The organism is Micromonospora purpureochromogenes (genome assembly GCF_900091515.1).
Classification (GTDB): domain Bacteria; phylum Actinomycetota; class Actinomycetes; order Mycobacteriales; family Micromonosporaceae; genus Micromonospora; species Micromonospora purpureochromogenes.
Genome location: NZ_LT607410.1, coordinates 5,754,754 through 5,773,151, shown reverse-complemented (window position 1 = coordinate 5,773,151; position 18,398 = coordinate 5,754,754). Strand labels below are relative to the sequence as shown.

Here is an 18,398-nt window from a genome sequence, read left to right as displayed (position 1 = left end):
TCAGGCACCGGCGCCGGCGAGCAGCGCGTTGGCGTCCAGGGTCTCGCCGCCCTTGTTCCAGTTGCACGGGCAGAGCTCGTCGGTCTGCAGGGCGTCGAGCACCCGCAGCACCTCGGAGACGTTGCGGCCGACCGAGCCGGCGGTGACCATGGCGAACTGGATCTCGTTGTCCGGGTCGACGATGAAGGTGGCCCGCTGCGCCACGCCGTCCTCGCCGAGCACGCCGCAGGCGGCGGTCAGCTCGCGCTTGATGTCGCTGAGCATCGGGAAGGGCAGCTCGCGCAGGTCCGGGTGGTCCTTGCGCCAGGCGTAGTGGACGAACTCGTTGTCCACCGAGACGCCGAGCACCTGGGCGTCGCGGTCGGCGAACTCGCCGTTGAGGCGGCCGAACTCAGCGATCTCCGTCGGGCAGATGAAGGTGAAGTCCTTCGGCCAGAAGAAGACCACCCGCCACTTGCCCTCGTAGGACTTGTGGTTGATGGTCTCGAACGCCTTGTCGGCGTCCAGCGAGACGCAGGCGGTGAGTTCGTACTCAGGGAAGCGGTCACCGACAGTGAGCACGGGTCCTCCTTGGCAGCGGTTGTCAACGGCGTGAGGCCGGTAACTGGATCGGTTCCAGATACTTCCGCAGCGTTGTTTCCGCCTGGTGGCGGCCGGGTGACTTGTGAAGTCGATCACGAGCGGCGCGTTCCGCCCCGGTCGTGGTGATTGATCGGGTATCGGCCACCCAGAGTCACCGTCCCGGTATGTGGATTGTTCCTCCCAAAACCGGGGGTGGGGTGGCAGAGTGGCGATCGTGACCAGCACCGTCCTGATTATTGGCAGCTAGCGCGCCGGCTTCCCCTCCGCCGAGCGCGCAGACCTCCCGCATCCGCGGGGGGTCTTTTTGTTGCTCCCCCGCCCGAGGTCCGTGAGGAAGGCACTCCATGACGTTCCAGGTGTACGACACGACGCTGCGCGACGGTGCCCAGCGTGAGGGGCTCAGCTACTCGGTGGTCGACAAGCTGGCCGTGGCGCGGCTGCTCGACGAGTTCGGGGTGGGCTTCATCGAGGGCGGGTGGCCGGGCGCGGTGCCGAAGGACACCGAGTTCTTCCGCCGGGCGCGGACCGAGCTGGACCTGCGGCACGCCGTCCTGGTCGCCTTCGGCGCCACCCGCCGGGCCGGGGTGCCGGTGGCGGCCGACCCGCAGGTGCGCGGGCTGCTCGACGCCGAGACCCCGGCGGTGGCCCTGGTCGCCAAGGCCGACCTGCGCCACGTCGAGCGGGCGCTGCGCACCACCGGCCCGGAGAACCTGGCGATGATCCGCGACACCGTCGCCCACCTGGTCGCCGAGGGCCGGCGGGTCTTCGTCGACGGCGAGCACTTCTTCGACGGCTACCGGCACGACCCGGCGTACGGCGCCGCGGTGGTGGAGACCGCGCTCGCCGCCGGCGCCGAGCGGTTCGTGCTCTGCGACACCAACGGCGGGATGCTGCCGTCCATGGTGACCGCCGCGATCGCCGACCTGACCGCGCGCACCGGCATCGCCCCGGAGCTGTTCGGCATGCACGCCCAGAACGACACCGCCTGCGCGGTGGCCAACACCGTCGCCGCCGTCGAGGCCGGGGTCCGCCACGTCCAGGGCACCGCCAACGGGTACGGCGAACGCCCCGGCAACGCCGACATCTTCGCGGTCGTCGCCAACCTCCAGCTCAAGCTCGGGCTGCCCGTCCTACCCGAGGGCTGCCTGGAGCAGATGGTGCGGGTCGCGCACGCCATCGCCGAGATCGCCAACATCGCCCCCGACACCCACCAGGCGTACGCCGGGGCCGCCGCCTTCGCCCACAAGGCCGGGCTGCACGCGAGCGCGATCAAGGTAGACCCGTTGCTCTACAACCACGTGGACCCGTCGGTGGTGGGCAACGACATGCGGATCCTGGTGACCGAGATGGCCGGCCGGGCCAGCGTCGAGCTCAAGAGCCGCGAGCTGGGCCTGGACCTGGCCGGCCATCCCGAGGCGCTGTCGAAGGTCACCAGCCGGGTCAAGGAGCTGGAGGCGAGCGGCTGGTCGTTCGAGGCGGCCGACGCGTCGTTCGAGCTGCTGGTCCGCTCGGAGCTGCCGGACGCCGCGCCGCCCCGGCCGTTCGCGCTGGAGTCCTACCGGGTGCTGGTCGAGCACCGCGAGGACGGCGCGGTGGTCTCCGAGGCGACCGTGAAGATCCGGGTACGCGGCGAGCGGGTGATCGCCACCGCCGAGGGGAACGGCCCGATCAACGCCCTCGACGAGGCGCTGCGGGTCGGCCTGTCCCGGCACTACCCGGAGCTGCGCGACTTCGAGCTGGCCGACTACAAGGTGCGCATCCTGGAGGGCAGCCACGGCACCGGCGCGGTGACCCGGGTGCTGGTCGAGACCGCCGACGGCAGCGGCCGTGACTGGACCACCGTCGGCGTGCACCCCAACGTGGTCGAGGCGAGCTGGCACGCCCTGGTCGACGCGCTCACCTACGGCCTGGACCGCGCCCGGGTCTGAGCCGCCTGTCGGCCCGGCCGGGCCGGGTCGGGGCCCGCCGGGGTCAGGCCGTCGGCAGGCGCAGCTCGGCCAGCACCGCGCGGTGGTCGCTGCCGGGCACCGGGTGCACGGCGACGGACCGGACGGCGATCCGCCGGTCGACCAGCACGTGGTCGATGGTGACCGGTGGGATGAGGTCGCCGTCGTACGGGCCCCAGGTGCCGGCGAACCCCGCCCCGGCGGCGTCGGCCGCGTCGACGTACCCGGTGGCCAGCAGCGCGCGCAGCGGGGCGTGGTCGAGGGTGGCGTTGAAGTCGCCGGCGAGGATGCGCAGCGGCCCGTCCGGGGTGGCCGGGGGCTGCGCCCGCAGGTCGGTGAACCACTCGTCGACCACGCCGACCGCGTAGGGCGCGGCCGGGTGCGCCGACTCGACCCGCACCGGGGGCGCCCCCGGCACCGCCACGATGGCGTACGCCTGGGTGAACAGGAAGCCGGCGTTGCGCCGGAAGCCACCCTCGGCGAGCGGGAGCCGCGAGTAGAGGGCGGAGCCGGTGGTGCCCACCTCCGGGTTGAGCTGCCGGTGGGGCAGCAGCCCGCTCAGGCCCTGCCGGTCGAGCGCGTCGCGGGCCTCGGGGGTGAACTCCTGCACGGCCAGCACGTCCACCCGGTGCCGGCGCACCAGGTCCACCAGCGTCCGCGCGTCGGCGCCGCCCTTGAGCAGGTTGGCGGTGAGCACCCGCAGCACCGGCCCGCCGGCCGCCGGCTGGTCGGCGGCGACCGCCCGGGGGGCCACCGCGCCGAACAGCGCCAGCGCCACCACCGCCGCGGCCACCGCCGGCCCGCGGCGCCGCAGGGCGAGCGCCAGCACCAGCGCGACCAGGCTCCAGCCCGCGACGTACGGGGTGAAGGCGAGCGCCTGCACCAACGGCCCGCGCTCCAGCCCGGCGAGGCGGACCAGCGCCCAGGCGGCACCGGGCACCACGGCCAGCCAGCAGAGCAGGGCGCGTACCGGCGGCCGGGTCCGGGCCGGCAGCTCCATGGTGATCATGAACGTCAGACTAGCGCTCACGCCCGCGCCGCAAGGCCCCCGACCCGTTTCATGAATGGTGCAGCCCTCGCCTCTCGCAATTACGGCAATCATCCGGAATGAATGCGCAACGGCTTGATCGACTATTGACGCTCGGCTTTTTCCGGTGCTACCTTCCTCGTGGTTGTGGCGCCACAATGCACGTAGTAACCCCAGCTCAAGCCGGGTATGAACCGTTGAAGTGCCAACGTTTCAGGTGCGGTCGAAAGTGTATTGCTTTCGTCAACCCGGCTCGTCCGCAACAATCAACCGGCCCGTCGTAAATGCGGGTCGGCCGTATCACCACGGTCAGAAAAGGGGAGACCTGTCATGACCACATTCTTCAGGCGCAAGGCGGCGGCGGTGACGCTCGGTGTCCTGGCGCTGACCCTGGCCGGCGGGGGAATCGCCGCCGCCCAGCCGACGAGCAGGGCCGCGGCCGAGGTCGGTCAGCCCGGCGTCCGGCAGCCCGGCGGCAACACCCAACCGCCGGTCTCGGCCGCCGAGGCGCGTGCGGCCAAGGCGGCGCTGCGGCAGGGCGCCACGCTGGCCGCCCCGCCCGGAGCCGGCGCCGTCGCCTTCGCCGTCGTCGCCGCCAACGGCACGCTGCTCCAGCACTCCGCCAACGTCGTGTCCACCACCAAGTACGGCCCGGGCCGGTACCAGGTGCTGCTCGACTACAACGTCGTGCTGAAGGCGCACGTGGCGACCATCGGCACGAACGACCCGAACAACGTCCCGCCCAGTGGCGAGGTCGCGGTCGCGCCGCGCTACCTGACCCCCAACGCGGTCTTCGTCCAGACCCGGACCTCCGGTGGTACGGCCGCCGACCGCCCGTTCCACCTGGTCGTAGCCAACTGAGCGACACCCGAGGCGGTGCCGGTCCCCACCCGGGGGGTCGGCACCGTCTGGTGTGGAACGCGCCGTCCTCGCCCGCCGGCGCCGTAACGGGCGGCTCGTCCCGCTCCGGGTGGGAAAGGGCCTGCCAGGGGGTGATATTCCGACGTTTGCCCGCCCGGTACCCCGGGAAGCAAGCACCGTGACGGACATCTCGGACACCCTGGCCAGCCTGCCCAGCCCGGCCGATCCCGACGCGGCGGCCACCGAGCTGGAACAGACCCTCTTCGAGGTCAGACGCGTGATCGTCGGGCAGGATCGGCTCGTCGAGCGCCTGCTCACCGCACTGATCGCCGACGGGCACTGCCTGCTGGAGGGCGTACCCGGCGTGGCGAAGACCCTCGCCGCGCACACCCTCGCCACCGTCGTCGGCGGCACCTTCTCCCGGATCCAGTTCACCCCCGACCTGGTCCCCTCCGACATCGTCGGCACCCGCATCTACCGGGCGTCGAAGGAGAGCTTCGACGTCGAGCTGGGCCCGATCATGGCCAACCTGGTGCTGGCCGACGAGATCAACCGGGCCCCGGCCAAGGTGCAGTCCGCCCTGCTGGAGGCGATGGCCGAGCGGCAGGTCTCCATCGGTGGTCGGAGCTGGCCGGTGCCGGTGCCGTTCCTGGTGCTCGCGACCCAGAACCCGATCGAGTCCGAGGGGGTCTACCAGCTCCCCGAGGCGCAGCGCGACCGGTTCCTCATGAAGATCGTCGTGGACTACCCGAGCGACGCCGACGAGCTGGCCATCCTCTACCGGATGAGCACCGACCGGCCCCGCGCCCACCAGGTGCTCGACCCGGGCCGGCTGCGCGCGCTGCAACTGCGTGCCGAGCACGTCTTCGTGCACCACGCGCTCGCCGAGTACGTCGTCCGCCTCATCCTCGCCACCCGCGACCCGGGCCGCTTCGGGCTGCCGGAGATCGCCCCGATGCTGGCGTACGGGGCGAGCCCCCGGGCCACCCTCGGCCTGGTCGCCGCGGCCCGCGCCCAGGCGCTGCTGCGCGGCCGGGAGTACGTGCTGCCGGAGGACGTCCGCGATCTCGCCGTGGACGTGCTGGCCCACCGGCTGGTGCTCTCCTTCGACGCGGTGGCCGACGGGGTCTCGCCCGAGGCGCTGGTGCACCGGCTGGTGCAGGCGGTGCCCCCGCCCGTGCTGGCCACCGGGATGCCCGAGCACGCCGGCGACCTGGCTGCCGCATGAGGCGCCGCACCGCGCCGGCGCCCGCCGGACCGGGCCTGGCCGACCTCGCCGGGGACCAGCGGCTGCGCCGGCTGGAACTGACCGTCACCCGTCGGCTGGACGGGCTGCTCCAAGGCCAGCACCGGGGTCTGCTGCCCGGGCCGGGCAGCGAGATCGCCGGCAGCCGGGAGTACCGCCCCGGCGAGGACGAGGTGCGCCGGATGGACTGGGCGGTGACCGCCCGCACCACCGTGCCGCACGTCCGCGAGGTCGACGCCGACCGGGAACTGAGCACCTGGCTGCTGGTGGACGCCAGCCCCAGCATGGAGTTCGGCACCGCCGAACTGGACAAGCGGGAGCTGTCGGTGGCCGCCGTCGCGGCGATCGGCTTCCTCACCGCCGGCACCGGCAACCGGCTCGGCGCGCAGCTGCTCACCCCGACCGGGCTGCGCCGCTTCCCGGCCCGCAGCGGCCGTACCCATCTGCTGGGCGTGCTCCGCGCGCTGCTGGCCGCGCCGCGTACCGGTGACCACGACGAGCGGACGGAACCGCCCGACCCACCCGACCTGGCGGAGGCGCTCGCGGCCGTGCAGCGGGTCGCCACCCGGCGCGGCCTGGTCGTGGTGGTCTCCGACTTCCTCGACGGCCTGCCGGAGCACCACGACGAGCCCGCCGGTTGGGAGCCGGCGCTGCGCCGCCTCGCCGCCCGGCACCAGGTGCTCGCGGTCGAGATCACCGACCCACGCGAGCTGGAACTGCCCGACGTCGGCCTGATCACGCTCGTCTGCCCGGAGACCGGCCGGCGGCGGGAGGTCTGGACCGGCGACGAGGTGCTGCGCCGGCGCTACGCCAGCGCGGCAGCCGCCCAGCGCGAGCAGGTACGCCGGGCGCTGCGCCGCTCCGGCGCCACCCACCTGCCGCTGCGCACCGACCGGGACTGGACCGCCGACGTGGTACGGCACGTGCACGCGCAGCGCCGCCTGGCCGCCGCGCCGGCCGCCGCCCGGGGAGGTGTCGCGTGACCTGGCAGTCGCCCGCCCGGCTCCTGCTGCTGCTCGGCGTGTTCGCGCTGGCCGGCGGCTACCTGCTCGCCCAGCGCCGGCGCAGCCGGTACGCGGTGCGCTTCACCAACCTCCGGCTGCTCGACCGGGTCGCGCCGACCCGGCCGGCCTGGCGGCGGCACGTGCCGGCCGGTCTCTTCCTGGCCATGCTGGCGCTGCTGGTGGTGGGCTTCGCCCGGCCGACGGCCGAGGTTCGGGTGCCCCGCGAACGGGCCACCGTCATGGTCGCCGTCGACGTCTCCACCTCGATGCTCGCCACCGACGTGGAACCGGACCGGCTCGCCGCCGCCAAGCACGCGGCCCGGCGGTTCGTCGACGGGCTGCCCGACGAGTTCAACGTCGGCCTGGTCGCGTTCGCCGGCAGCGCGGCGGTGGTGGTGCCGCCCGGCACCGACCGGGAGGCGCTGCACGAGGGGATCGACCGGCTCGCCGAGGGCATCACCGGGGTGCAGGGCACCGCGATCGGCGAGGCGATCAGCGCCTCGCTCGGCGCGGTCAAGAGCCTGGACGCCACGGCGGCGAAGCAGCCACCGCCGGCCCGGGTCATCCTGCTCTCCGACGGGGCGAACACCTCCGGCATGGACCCGATGGAGGCCGCCGCGGCGGCGGTGACGGCCAAGGTGCCGGTGCACACCATCTCCTTCGGCACCCCCGGCGGGTTCGTCGACCGGGGCGGCCGGCCGATCCAGGTGCCGGTCGACGGGCAGACCCTCAAGGCGGTGGCCGAGGACACCGGGGGTGGCTTCCACGAGGCGGGCAACAGCGCGGAACTGCGCAAGGTCTACGAGGACATCGGCTCGTCGGTCGGCTACCGCACCGAACGCCAGGACATCTCCGCCCGCTTCATCGGCCTCGGGCTGGTGTTCGCGATGGGCGCCGCAGCCGGGTCGATGCGGTGGTTCTCCCGCCTGCCCTGAGCCCGCCGAAGCGACAGTGAGGAGCGCACGCATGGCAGTGCAGACCGGACTGGGCGAGCCCCGGGGACCGTGGTTCGTCTCGCCCGAGCTGGGGCCGGACGGGCGGCCCCGGTGGGACGTACCGGGGGCGGGGGAGGGCCCGTCGCGGCGGCGCTGGCGCGGCCGGCTGCTGACGGCGGCGGCGGTGGTGGCGCTCTCCACCGTCTCCGGCGCGGCGGCCGGTGGCTGGGTGGCCGGCCGGGACGGCGGCGCGGGGCCCGCGGCGGCGTCCGCCGCGCCGGTGCCGGCCGAGCTGGTGACCGCGGCGCAGAAGACCGTGCCGGGGGTGGTGTCGGTGATGGTCGGCGGCGGCGCCGCCAGTTCGGCGTCCGGCTCCGGGTTCGCCATCGACAACCAGCAGCACATCATCACCAACGACCACATCCTGGCCAAGGGCGGTGGCGGCGAGGTGACCGTCGAGCTCTCCGACGGGCGGCGGTACGCCGCCGAGGTGGTCGGCCGGGAGCCGGGCAGCGACCTGGCGGTGCTGCGGGTGCCGGCGGTGGCCGGGCTGGCGCCGCTGCCGCTGGCCAAGCCGCGCTCCACCAAGGTCGGTGAGCCGGTGCTGGCGGTCGGTTCGCCGCTCGGCCTGGCCGGCACGGTCACCGCCGGCATCGTCAGCGCCCTCGACCGCCAGGTACGCCTCGGCACCACCCGGCGCAGCGCGGTGCAGACCGACGCCTCGATCAACCCGGGCAACTCGGGAGGGCCGCTGGTCAACGCCCGGGGGGAGGTGGTCGGGGTGAACACCGCGATCGCCACCATCGACGGCAACGGCTCGATCGGCATCGGGTTCGCCATCCCGATCGAGCAGGTGCAGCAGACCGCCGACACCATCATCGGCAAGGGCGGCTGAGTCGGGCGTGCCCGGGACGCGGCGGTCGTAACGGTAAAAGTGTCGGATTCCTGGCGAGGAACCATCGGCCGATAGAAATATCACGCTGAGTATGGATACTGGCGTGGGTGGAGCTTCCTCTCATAGCGGTCCTGCTGGCGGTGGGACTCTTCATCGGATGGGGCGTGGGCGTGCAGTACGCCCGGGCCAAGCGCGGCTGGACCGACTACAAGGCCGCCAAGAACGCGGTGCCGGGCGCCCGGAAGACCGCGTGGCTGCTGGTCCGGGCCGTCACCACCAAGGTCGGCGTCATCGCGCTGCTGCTCGTCGGGGCGGTCGCGTACGCCGCCGTCGGCCCCGACCACGAACGGGCGGAACCGGCGCCCAGCCCGTCGCCGAGCTCGTCCGCCACCCACGGTGCCCCGAAGGGGCGCTAGCCTCGGGGCGTGGACGACGGACTGCGGGTGACCGACCGGTGGATCGTGCCCGCCGCCGAACTGCGGGAACGGTTCTCCCGCTCGTCCGGGCCGGGCGGGCAGGGGGTCAACACCGCCGACTCCCGGGTGGAGTTGAGCTTCGACCTGGCCGCCTCGCCCAGCCTGCCGCCGGCGCTGCGGGCGCGGGCGCTGGAACGGCTGGCCGGCCGCCTGGTCGACGGGGTGGTGACCATCGCCGCCAGCGAGCACCGCGCCCAACTCGCCAACCGGGAGGCGGCCCGGGAGCGGCTGACCGCGCTGCTGCGCGAGGCCGTCGCGCCGCCGCCGCCGCCCCGACGGCCGACCCGCCCGTCGCGCGGCGCCAAGGAACGCCGGCTGGCGGAGAAGAAGCGCCAGTCGCAACGCAAGCGGGAACGCCGGGTCGACGGCGACTGAGCGGGAAATCCGGTGTGCCGGCGCGGGAGCGGTGCCTAGGCTGCCAGCATGTCCACCGACACCCTCGTCACGCTGCACGGTCGTTCGCTGCTCGCCTGCGCCCCCGACGGGCCCCGGCTGTGCGGGGGCGGGGACGCGCTGGACGTGATCGGCGAGGCGCTCGGCCAGCGGGCGGAGCTGGTGGTGCTGCCGGTACGGCGGCTCGCCGACGAGTTCTTCACGCTGCGCACCGGGGTGGCCGGTGAGCTGGTGCAGAAGTTCGTCAACTACCGGCTGCCTGTGGTGGTGGTCGGCGACATCTCCGCGCACGTCGCGCGCAGCATCGCCCTGCGGGACTTCGTCACCGAGTCCAACCGCGGTCGCCAGCTCTGGTTCGTCGAGACGATGGCGGAGCTGGAGGAGCGGCTGCGCCCGGCGGCGTGAACCGGCCAGCGCCCGCCGGATGGCGGGGGCCCCGCCGGGTGCGGCGGGCGACCTCGAAGACCTTCCGCCAGCGGTCCGGCCTTACGCCTCGGGCCACCAGGCGCACGCACATTCAGCCGCAGGCCGGGCGCTCCATGTACTGGCGGAGGCCGGGCGGCCAAGGGCAGCCCCGCTCGCCGCAGAGCGGCTCGAAGCAGCTGTCGATGCCTTCGGGCCGGAGCGCGCACGGGCTATAGCTAGCTGCCGGAGGCGGTTGGCCTCCCTGCCGTGAACTGACCAAGAGCACGCTCGCAGTAGCCGATCAGGCGTTGACGAAGCGCGCCGGCGCGCGCCGCGAAGTCACGCTGACAGCGGACATACTCGGCCCGTCCCTCGGGCGTCTCGATGGGCAGGAAGTCGAGCCCGATGCTTGTCAGGTCGTACGGACTGGCCCGCATGTCAAGCGTCCGAATCTCCTTGGCCAGCTCGAAGCAGTCGGCGATGAGTTCGCTCGGAACGAGCGGCGCCAGCTTGTAGGCCCAACGATAAACGTCCATGTTCGCGTGTAGGCACGCTGGCTGATCATGCTCGTGTTGCGTCTCGCGGGTCGGCTGGAGCACGTTCAGGGGGCGGGCTGCCGGAGTGAAGAAGCGGAAGGCGTCGAAATGACTGCACCGGACGGCCAACTCGTCGACGAGAGCGGCTGTCGCTTCCGCGCCGAGCCGCAACGGAAGGATGTTGTGGCGTACCTCGGCCTGCGTCTGCCGGTAGACCATCGCCCACTCGTGCATCCCGAAGCAACCGAAGTGCGGCGGCCTGGTGGCGGTGGAGACGAGCAGGCGGTGAATCCACTCCACCGATTCCCGGCGCCGTTCCAGTACCGCCAGCACGTCCAGATGGGCTGCGCCGTGCTCGTCGCTGACGTAGAAGGCCCCGAACTCCTCGGGCCTTGCGTGCTGTAGCAGGAATCCCGGGCCGGGTTGCCACCGCCGAAACTGGGCCGGCCGGTAGTTGTAGTAGGTGAGGAGGAACTCCTCGATCGATTGCCGGCCGTGCCTTGCTCGCTTCGCAAGGTGATCACCCAGCAAGCTGTCGACCCGGGCGACGTGCGCGGCCCGGCGGGCCTGCCAGTCGGCCGCGTCGAGGGCGGCGGGTGCGAGGGCGGCGGTCACGGACTAAAGGGTACGACCGCCGCCCCGGCCGCCGGTCAGGGCACGTCCACCCGGACCCCGGCGGAGAAGACCCCGCTGCGCAGCTCCAGCTGCTTCGGCTGCTGCGCCCCGTTGACCGTGAACACCAGCGGCAGCACCACCCGGTTGCCGGCCGCGACCGGCTGGGCGAAGACGTCCCGGCCCAGGTTCGCCAGCCGGGTGGCCGGCTCGTCGGTGCTGACCCAGTTGCCTCCGGGCAGGTAGGCGCGCTGGAGTTGGCCGTGCCACACCTGCTGCTCGGGCGTGAGGTTGCGCACCCCGACGGTCGCGAGGCACCGGCGGCCCGTCCCGCCGGCCGTCTCGCAGGCCACCCGGTAGACGGTGAACTCGAACGCGTTCTCGCGCAGCGGCACGCCGACGCTGCCGGTGGCGCCGCGACCCATCCAGGCGCCGCTGGTCGGCTGCTTGGTGGTGTCGATCGCGGCGACCCGCTGGGTGGCCGTCCACGCGGCGGCGAAGACCACCCCGGCCAGGATCGCCCCGGCCACGCCGACGATCATCCAGACCGGTGGCTTCCGCCGTCGCCCCGACCCGCCCGGGGCGGCCGGGCGCGGGTAGACGGTGCCACCGCCGGGCGCGGCGGCGCCGCCCGCGTACGTGGGATTGCCGACGACCGTCGGGGCCGCGCCGGTCGGCTCGACGCCGCTGCGCCGCCGCCGGGCCCGCTGCCCCCACCACAGGCCACCGCCGGCGATCACCAGCAGCGCGGCCAGCGCCGCCGCCAGGATCGGCGGCCGCCGCCAGGGCGGAGCAGCCTTCTCCACCCGGGTCGCCGGTGCCGCCGCGGCCTGCCAGGTCGCGGTCGCGCAGTCGTACGGCCGGTTGCCGTCGCTGGTGAAGGCGCAGGCCGGCGCGGTCACCGAGGTGCCCGGCGGGGTCGCCGCCAGGGCGGTGTCCAACGTCGTCGTGCTGCGGGCGGACAGCCGGAGCCGCCAGGTCACCTCGGCCGTGCCGTTCCCGGCGGACCGGATGGCCCGACCGCCCGCGCTGACCGCGGTCGGCGACGCGCCGGCCGGCAGCTCCTGCCGCACCATGGTGTCGAGCGGGAAGACGCTGTCGTTGCGCAGCTGGATCCGGTAGCCCGGCACCGGCGTCCCGGCCGGGGCCACCGTCACGGTGACCGGCTGGGCCGGTCGGGGCGAACCCGGATTCGCGGTGGTGGCCATCCCCGGCGCCGGCATCCCCGGGGGCACCGGGATGACGGCTCCGGTCGCCGCCGCCCCGGGCGCCGCCGGTGGTGCGTGCCCCGCCGGCTGAGGGGTGGCCATCGGCGTGGCCGGACCCGTGGGCAGGGGTGTGGCGGCCGGGCCGGTGGGCGTGGCCGTGGCCAGCGGGCTGGCCGGCGTGGTGACCGCCGGTGCCGCTTCCGCCCTGGTCGTGGGCGTCGCCGTCGGCAGCGCCGGCACGGCGGCGAGGATGCCCAGGCCGTTCACGAACACGGCGAGGGCCCTGTGGTGTCGTCTCGATGCAGGCATACGAACGAACCTCCGGAGCCGACGGTAGGGGCGCGGACACTCCGCCCGGGTACGAAGTGCCGAAGCTCGCCCCGAACGGCGGCCGATCGCCTACCCTGCGCCGCCGCCGACGCCGACGCCGCGGCCTCCGGTGTCGACGGGGTGCCACCACGTGGGCGGGAGCTAGATTGGCCAGGTGCGTATCGCTCGTTTTGCTCATGCCAAGGGAATGTCGTTCGGGGTCGTCGAGGGCGAGCCGGGGGTGGGCCCGCAGGGCCTGACCATCGCCGAGATCGAGGGCCACCCGTTCGGTCAGGTCACCTTCTCCGGCGCCCGCTGGGCGCTCTCCGACGTCCGACTGCTCTCGCCGATCCTGCCCAGCAAGGTGGTCTGTGTCGGTCGCAACTACGCCGAGCACGCCGCCGAGCACGGCAGCGAGGTGCCGAAGGAGCCGCTGCTCTTCCTGAAGCCGTCCACGTCGGTGATCGGCCCGCGGGACGCCATCCGGCTGCCCATCTTCTCCAAACAGGTCGAGCACGAGGCGGAGCTGGCCGTGGTGATCGGCGCCCCGGGGGCCCGGCGCGCCGACCGGGCCGCCGCGGCGAAGGCCATCTTCGGCTACACCTGCGCCAACGACGTGACGGCGCGGGACCTCCAGCGCTCGGACGGGCAGTGGACCCGGGCCAAGGGCTTCGACTCGTTCTGCCCCATCGGCCCCTGGATCACCACCGGACTGGACGTCTCCGACCTGGAGATCCGGTGCGAGGTGGGCCGCAACCCGGAGGAGATGGAGGTACGCCAGCTCGGCCGGACGAAGGACATGGTCTTCGACGTACCGGCCCTGGTGTCCTACATCTCGCACGTGATGACGCTGCTGCCCGGCGACGTGGTGCTGACCGGCACGCCGGCAGGGGTTAGCCCGCTCACGGAGGGGGATACGGTCACCGTGCGGATCGAGGGGATCGGCGAGCTCACCAATCCGGTGGTGCCGGTCGCCTGACGCGTCCGACGCCCCGTTTCCGCAGCTCACAGGTGTTTCGGGGGGTTGGATTTGGCCTGCCGGCGCGGGGAGGGTAAAGTTCATTCCCGGCGCCGCAAGGGGCCAATGGGGTATGGGGTAATTGGCAGCCCGACTGATTCTGGTTCAGTTAGTCTAGGTTCGAGTCCTGGTACCCCAGCGCAACCGCGGATTCGCGAGAATCCCGGACGCTGGATTCTGGCGGAGTTCCGCTCCGTCCCTCCCAGAGGGACGGCAGATGATCTCTGATAGAATGCAGCTTCCCCACCCGCGAGGGTGGGGAAGCTGGTGAAGTTCTGGCCCCGTCGTCTAGCGGCCCAGGACGCCGCCCTCTCAAGGCGGTAGCGCCGGTTCGAATCCGGTCGGGGCTACAGTGCTGACAGCCCGTTCCACCTCGGTGGGGCGGGCTGTTCCGTGTTCCCGCCTTCCGCCGCGCCCGCGGTTGCGGTCGCGAGCCGCCGGACCCCCTCGTCGTCGGACGCTGGTGGTGCCGCTAGACTACAGCCGCGCCGCCCACCAGGGCGGTGAAGCAGGAAAAGTGCCTGGCCCCGTCGTCTAGCGGCCCAGGACGCCGCCCTCTCAAGGCGGTAGCGCCGGTTCGAATCCGGTCGGGGCTACACCGTCGAACAGCCCGTCTCGCGTCAGCGAGGCGGGCTGTTCGCTTTCCCCGCCGCGGCCCGGCGCCGCCCGCGGGCTCCGGGCGGCGCTGCAGGGAGCGGCGGAAAGCGCGGGCCGACGTCGGCTCAGCAGGGAGCGCCTGCGGGTGGCGGTCGGAGCCGGCGGGCGGAGCTTCGAGCCTAGGCCCCGACAGTGCCGCCTGGCGGAGCTTCGAGCCTCGGCCCCGACAGTGCCGGCGGGCGGAGCTCCGAGCCTCGGCCCCGACAGTGCCGACTGGCGGACCCTGATCCCTGAATGCGGGCCCGGCGAGTGCCGGTCCGGCCGCTGCGTGTCGCCGAGGCGCCGGCTCGGCGAGCGATTGGTGCCCTGGAGTCGGCCGGTGAGCGGGAGCCACAGGGGGTGTCGCAGACGCTGTAGAGCTGATGTCGTAGACGAATCAGAGCTGATGTCGTAGACGAATCACCGGTCGGGGCCGGCGGCCGGCGGCAGCCCATCCCACCCGTGATTCGTTCACGACATCAGCTCTACAGCGACCGACCGATACCCCGACCGGCCGACCAGATCGGCTCGAGGTCGCCCCCGCCGCCGGCCTCGGTGATCAAGGGGTTCGCGTCACGCCGGAGGCGGCTGCGGACGCGAACCTCTTGGTCAACTTCAGCCCAGGTGGGCGAGTCCGGGTCGGGCGGCGCTGGCCAGGGGGCAGGCAGCGCCGGGTTGAGCGGAGGCAGGGCCGAGTCGGGTGTGGCGAGGCCGGTGCGGGGTCGGGGGAGGGACGGGGGTCAGAGGCCGGAGAGGCGCTGACCGGCTCTCACCACGGCCATCGCGTGGCGTTCGCCGGGGCGGCGGCCCAGGCGCTCGATGGGGCCGGAGATGCTGATCGCGGCGATCACCCGGCCGGTGCGGTCGCGGATCGGGGCCGAGACGCTCGCCACACCCGCCTCCCGCTCGGCGACGCTCTGCGCCCAGCCCCGGCGGCGCACCTCGGCGAGGGTGCGGCCGGTGAACTTGGCGCGGGGCAGCAGCGGCATGACCGCCTCCGGGGGCTCCCAGGCGAGCAGGATCTGCGCCGCCGAACCGGCCGTCATCGGCAGCACCGAGCCGACCGGCACGGTGTCCCGCAGGCCGCTGGCCCGCTCGGCGGCGGCCACGCAGACCCGCTCGTCGGCGCGGCGCAGGTAGAGCTGGGCGCTCTCCCCGGTGGCGTCGCGCAGCGCGGCCAGCAGCGGCTCGGCGGCGGTCAGCAGCACGTCGGGGGCGGCGTTGGCCAGCTCGCCGAGCCGGGGCCCCGGACGCCAGCGCCCCTGGGTGTCCCGGACCAGCATGCGGTGGATCTCCAGCGCCTGCGCCAGCCGGTGCGCGGTGGCCCGGGGCAGCTTGGTGCGTTCAACGAGTTCGGCCAGGCTGGCGCCGTCGACACAGGCGGCCAGGATGACCACCGCCTTGTCGAGCACGCCGACACCGCTCATACTGTGTCCCACAAGCCGAAACTTACCTCCCAGAATTTAGGATGTCCAGATGGTGGGAGTCACTCGACCGAGGACCCTGGCCGAGAAGGTCTGGGACGCGCACGTGGTACGGACCGCCGAGGGTGAACCGGACCTGCTCTACATCGACCTGCACCTGTTGCACGAGGTGACCAGCCCGCAGGCGTTCGACGGGCTGCGCCTGGCCGGTCGTCCGGTTCGCCGTCCCGATCTCACGCTCGCGACCGAGGACCACAACACCCCGACCGGGTACGACGACCCGAGTTTCCGGTCCCGCCGCGGTGACCTGCTCACCATCGCGGACCCCACCTCGCGTACGCAGATCGAGACGTTGCGCCGCAACTGCGCGGAGTTCGGGGTGCGGCTGCACCCGCTCGGCGACGAGAACCAGGGCATCGTGCACGTGATCGGCCCCCAGCTGGGCGTCACCCAGCCCGGCATGACCATCGTCTGCGGCGACTCGCACACCGCCACCCACGGCGCCTTCGGTGCGCTCGCCTTCGGCATCGGCACCAGTGAGGTGGAGCACGTACTGGCCACCCAGACGCTGCCGCAGGCCCGCCCGCGCACCATGGCGGTGACGGTGACCGGCCAGCTCGGTCCCGGCGTCACCGCCAAGGACCTGGTCCTCGCGCTGATCGCCCAGGTGGGCACCGGCGGCGGGCGCGGCCACATCGTCGAGTACCGGGGCGAGGCGATCCGCGCGCTGTCCATGGAGGGGCGGATGACCGTCGCCAACATGTCCATCGAGTGGGGCGCCAAGGCCGGTCTGATCGCGCCGGACGAGACCACGTTCGCGTACCTCAAGGGGCGGCCGCACGCGCCCCGGGGCGCCGACTGGGACGCGGCGGTGGCCTACTGGCGGACCCTGCCCACCGACGAGGACGCGACCTTCGACGCCGAGGTGACCCTCGACGCCAGCCGGATCACCCCGTTCGTCACCTGGGGCACCAACCCGGGCCAGGGCGCGCCGCTCGGCTCGACCGTGCCGGCCCCGGAGGACTTCGGCACCGACGCGGAGCGGACCGCCGCCCGCCGGGCGCTGGAGTACATGGCGCTGACCCCGGGCACGCCGCTGCGCGACCTCGCGGTCGACGTGGTCTTCGTCGGCTCCTGCACCAACGGGCGGCTGGAGGACCTCCGCGCCGCCGCCGACGTGCTGCGCGGGCGCAAGGTCGCCGGCGGCGTACGCATGCTCGTGGTGCCCGGTTCCGCGGCCGTGCGGGAGGCGGCCGAGGCGGAGGGGCTGGACAAGGTCTTCGCCGACGCGGGCGCCGAGTGGCGTTTCGCCGGCTGCTCCATGTGCCTCGGGATGAACCCCGACACGTTGAAGCCCGGCGAGCGCTCGGCCTCGACCTCCAACCGCAACTTCGAGGGCCGCCAGGGCCGGGGAGGGCGCACCCACCTGGTGTCCCCGCCGGTCGCCGCCGCCACCGCCGTGGTCGGCCGGCTCGCCGCCCCCGCCGACCTGTAGAAGGGCAGCCGAGATGGACAAGTTCACCACCCACACCGGCACCGCCGTGCCGTTGCGGCGGTCCAACGTGGACACCGATCAGATCATTCCGGCCGTGTACCTCAAGCGGGTGACCCGGACCGGTTTCGCGGACGGACTCTTCAGCGCGTGGCGGGAAGATCCGGCATTCGTGCTCAACGATCCAACCCATTCCGGAGCGTCGATTCTCGTGGCCGGTCCGGAGTTCGGCACCGGATCATCGCGCGAGCACGCCGTCTGGGCGCTGCGCGACTGGGGCTTCCGCGCGGTGATCTCGCCGCGATTCGGTGACATCTTCCGGGGCAACGCCCTCAAGGAAGGTCTCCTTCCGGTGGAGCTGGAATTGAAAGCCGTCGAGGAGATCTGGGATCGGGTCGAGTCCGATCCGACCAGCGCGGTCACCGTCGACCTGGTCGCCCGCGAGGTTCGGGTCGGCCCGGCGAGCTGGTCGTTCCCGCTGGACGACCACAGCCGCTGGCGGCTGATGGAAGGCTTGGATGACATTGGACTGACTCTCCGGCACGCCGCCGAGATCGGCGCGTACGAGGCGTCCCGGCCGTCGTTCAAGCCCGCCGTGGCATAGCCGTACGCCCGACCGCTCATCGGTTTTCGCCCCCACCGGTCCGCCCGGTGGGGGCGAATCCGTTACGACACAAGGGCTTTTTTCCACTGAATGTTTGTGTCCCGGCAGCACAGGGCATACCGTGCGCGCAGAATGGCTCGCGTCGAGTCAGTTGCACAACCGGGAGGAAGTCGTGAACAAGGCCGAGCTCATTGAGGCGCTCGCCGCTCGCCTGGGAGAAGACCGCAAGAAGGCGCAGGCGGCGCTCGACGCGGTCCTCGCCGAGGTCCAGGCGGCGGTCACCAAGGGCGAGAAGGTGGCGATCACCGGATTCGGAGCGTTCGAAAAGCGTGTCCGGGGTGCCCGAACAGCGCGCAACCCGCGTACCGGTGAGGCGGTGAAGGTCAAGAAGACATCCGTCCCGACCTTCCGCGCCGGCGCCGGTTTCAAGGAGATGGTGGCCAGCGGCAAGGTGGCGAAGGCCGCCGCGCCGGCGAAGAAGGCCGCCGCCGCCAAGACCACCGGCGCGAAGGCGACGGGGGCCAAGGCGACCGGCGCCAAGGCCGCCGCCGCGAAGAAGACGACCGCCGCGGCCGCCAAGAAGACCGCCGCGACCAAGGCCGCCCCCACCAAGAAGGCCGCGCCGGCGAAGAAGACCGCCGCGGCCACCAAGACCGCCGCGGCCAAGAAGGCCGCGCCGGCGAAGAAGACCACGCCGGCGAAGAAGACCACCGCCGCCAAGACCACGGCCGCCAAGAAGGCTCCGGCGAAGAAGGCTCCGGCGAAGAAGGCCGCCGCCCGGCGCTGACC

General features: G+C 73.1%; 18 protein-coding genes and 3 tRNA genes. 16 read left to right on the top strand and 5 right to left on the bottom strand.

The features are described 5' to 3' along the window. Window positions 1-561 carry a peroxiredoxin gene (locus GA0074696_RS26330; protein ID WP_088963567.1) on the bottom strand — a complete coding sequence of 187 codons (561 nt, stop codon included), beginning with the start codon at window positions 559-561 and terminating at the stop codon, window positions 1-3. Between the two features lie 365 nt (window positions 562-926). Here GA0074696_RS26330 and cimA point away from each other — a divergent pair, with 365 nt between their 5' ends. Continuing rightward, complete coding sequence (gene cimA, locus GA0074696_RS26325; protein WP_088963566.1) at window positions 927-2,510, top strand: citramalate synthase; 1,584 nt, start codon at window positions 927-929, stop codon at window positions 2,508-2,510. A 43-nt stretch (window positions 2,511-2,553) separates the two neighbouring features. On the opposite strand, the gene GA0074696_RS26320 is transcribed toward cimA, so the two are convergent. After that, the gene (locus tag GA0074696_RS26320) at window positions 2,554-3,528 is read right to left on the bottom strand and encodes an endonuclease/exonuclease/phosphatase family protein (protein ID WP_407940625.1); all 975 of its coding nucleotides are present in this window, start codon (window positions 3,526-3,528) and stop codon (window positions 2,554-2,556) included. Between the two features lie 357 nt (window positions 3,529-3,885). Between GA0074696_RS26320 and GA0074696_RS26315 the strand changes: the two genes are divergently transcribed. The 8 genes from GA0074696_RS26315 to GA0074696_RS26280 all read left to right on the top strand — a co-directional run bounded on the left by GA0074696_RS26315 (window position 3,886) and on the right by GA0074696_RS26280 (window position 9,770). Then, window positions 3,886-4,416, top strand: a complete 531-nt coding sequence (locus GA0074696_RS26315) for a hypothetical protein (RefSeq protein WP_088963564.1) — start codon at window positions 3,886-3,888, stop codon at window positions 4,414-4,416. A gap of 178 nt (window positions 4,417-4,594) precedes the next feature. Continuing rightward, entirely contained in the window at window positions 4,595-5,644 is a 1,050-nt protein-coding gene (locus GA0074696_RS26310) for an AAA family ATPase (protein WP_088963563.1), read from the top strand. Then, window positions 5,641-6,645: a DUF58 domain-containing protein gene (locus GA0074696_RS26305; RefSeq protein WP_088963562.1), complete on the top strand. Its 1,005-nt coding sequence runs from the start codon at window positions 5,641-5,643 to the stop codon at window positions 6,643-6,645. The genes GA0074696_RS26310 and GA0074696_RS26305 overlap by 4 nt, the downstream gene beginning before the upstream one ends. After that, window positions 6,642-7,601 (top strand): VWA domain-containing protein, encoded by a 960-nt coding sequence (locus tag GA0074696_RS26300; protein ID WP_088963561.1) that lies wholly within the window; start codon window positions 6,642-6,644, stop codon window positions 7,599-7,601. The genes GA0074696_RS26305 and GA0074696_RS26300 overlap by 4 nt, the downstream gene beginning before the upstream one ends. Before the next feature lie 31 nt (window positions 7,602-7,632). Beyond that, entirely contained in the window at window positions 7,633-8,496 is an 864-nt protein-coding gene (locus tag GA0074696_RS26295) for a S1C family serine protease (protein WP_088963560.1), read from the top strand. Window positions 8,497-8,603: 107 nt separating this feature from the next. Further along, entirely contained in the window at window positions 8,604-8,912 is a 309-nt protein-coding gene (locus GA0074696_RS26290) for a hypothetical protein (protein WP_088963559.1), read from the top strand. Window positions 8,913-8,921: 9 nt separating this feature from the next. Then, window positions 8,922-9,347: an alternative ribosome rescue aminoacyl-tRNA hydrolase ArfB gene (arfB, locus tag GA0074696_RS26285; protein ID WP_088963558.1), complete on the top strand. Its 426-nt coding sequence runs from the start codon at window positions 8,922-8,924 to the stop codon at window positions 9,345-9,347. A gap of 48 nt (window positions 9,348-9,395) precedes the next feature. Further along, window positions 9,396-9,770, top strand: coding sequence for a DUF4180 domain-containing protein (locus tag GA0074696_RS26280; protein ID WP_088963557.1), 375 nt, complete (start codon window positions 9,396-9,398; stop codon window positions 9,768-9,770). Between the two features lie 236 nt (window positions 9,771-10,006). Here GA0074696_RS26280 and GA0074696_RS26275 read toward each other — a convergent pair whose 3' ends face one another. Together GA0074696_RS26275 and GA0074696_RS26270 are read right to left on the bottom strand one after the other, a co-directional pair. After that, window positions 10,007-10,921: a 3-methyladenine DNA glycosylase gene (locus tag GA0074696_RS26275; protein ID WP_088963556.1), complete on the bottom strand. Its 915-nt coding sequence runs from the start codon at window positions 10,919-10,921 to the stop codon at window positions 10,007-10,009. A 35-nt stretch (window positions 10,922-10,956) separates the two neighbouring features. Next, window positions 10,957-12,435, bottom strand: a complete 1,479-nt coding sequence (locus GA0074696_RS26270) for a hypothetical protein (protein ID WP_088963555.1) — start codon at window positions 12,433-12,435, stop codon at window positions 10,957-10,959. A 175-nt stretch (window positions 12,436-12,610) separates the two neighbouring features. On the opposite strand from GA0074696_RS26270, the gene GA0074696_RS26265 reads away from it, so the two are divergent. The 4 genes from GA0074696_RS26265 to GA0074696_RS26250 all read left to right on the top strand — a co-directional run bounded on the left by GA0074696_RS26265 (window position 12,611) and on the right by GA0074696_RS26250 (window position 14,049). Continuing rightward, window positions 12,611-13,414 (top strand): fumarylacetoacetate hydrolase family protein, encoded by an 804-nt coding sequence (locus GA0074696_RS26265; RefSeq protein WP_088963554.1) that lies wholly within the window; start codon window positions 12,611-12,613, stop codon window positions 13,412-13,414. A 106-nt stretch (window positions 13,415-13,520) separates the two neighbouring features. Further along, window positions 13,521-13,592, top strand: a tRNA-Gln gene (locus GA0074696_RS26260). Between the two features lie 138 nt (window positions 13,593-13,730). Then, a tRNA-Glu gene (locus GA0074696_RS26255) sits at window positions 13,731-13,803 on the top strand. Window positions 13,804-13,976: 173 nt separating this feature from the next. Next, window positions 13,977-14,049: transfer RNA gene (locus tag GA0074696_RS26250), tRNA-Glu, on the top strand. 780 nt (window positions 14,050-14,829) lie between these two features. Here GA0074696_RS26250 and GA0074696_RS26245 read toward each other — a convergent pair. Further along, window positions 14,830-15,516, bottom strand: a complete 687-nt coding sequence (locus tag GA0074696_RS26245) for an IclR family transcriptional regulator (RefSeq protein ID WP_088963553.1) — start codon at window positions 15,514-15,516, stop codon at window positions 14,830-14,832. A gap of 49 nt (window positions 15,517-15,565) precedes the next feature. On the opposite strand from GA0074696_RS26245, the gene leuC reads away from it, so the two are divergent. From leuC to GA0074696_RS26230, 3 genes are all read left to right on the top strand, one after another. Further along, window positions 15,566-17,008: a 3-isopropylmalate dehydratase large subunit gene (gene leuC, locus GA0074696_RS26240; protein ID WP_088963552.1), complete on the top strand. Its 1,443-nt coding sequence runs from the start codon at window positions 15,566-15,568 to the stop codon at window positions 17,006-17,008. A gap of 13 nt (window positions 17,009-17,021) precedes the next feature. Further along, window positions 17,022-17,609 (top strand): 3-isopropylmalate dehydratase small subunit, encoded by a 588-nt coding sequence (gene leuD, locus GA0074696_RS26235; protein WP_088963551.1) that lies wholly within the window; start codon window positions 17,022-17,024, stop codon window positions 17,607-17,609. Window positions 17,610-17,781: 172 nt separating this feature from the next. Beyond that, a complete protein-coding gene (locus GA0074696_RS26230) occupies window positions 17,782-18,396 on the top strand; it encodes an HU family DNA-binding protein (RefSeq protein ID WP_172894444.1) in 615 nt (204 codons plus the stop codon). Window positions 18,397-18,398 lie beyond the last annotated feature (2 nt).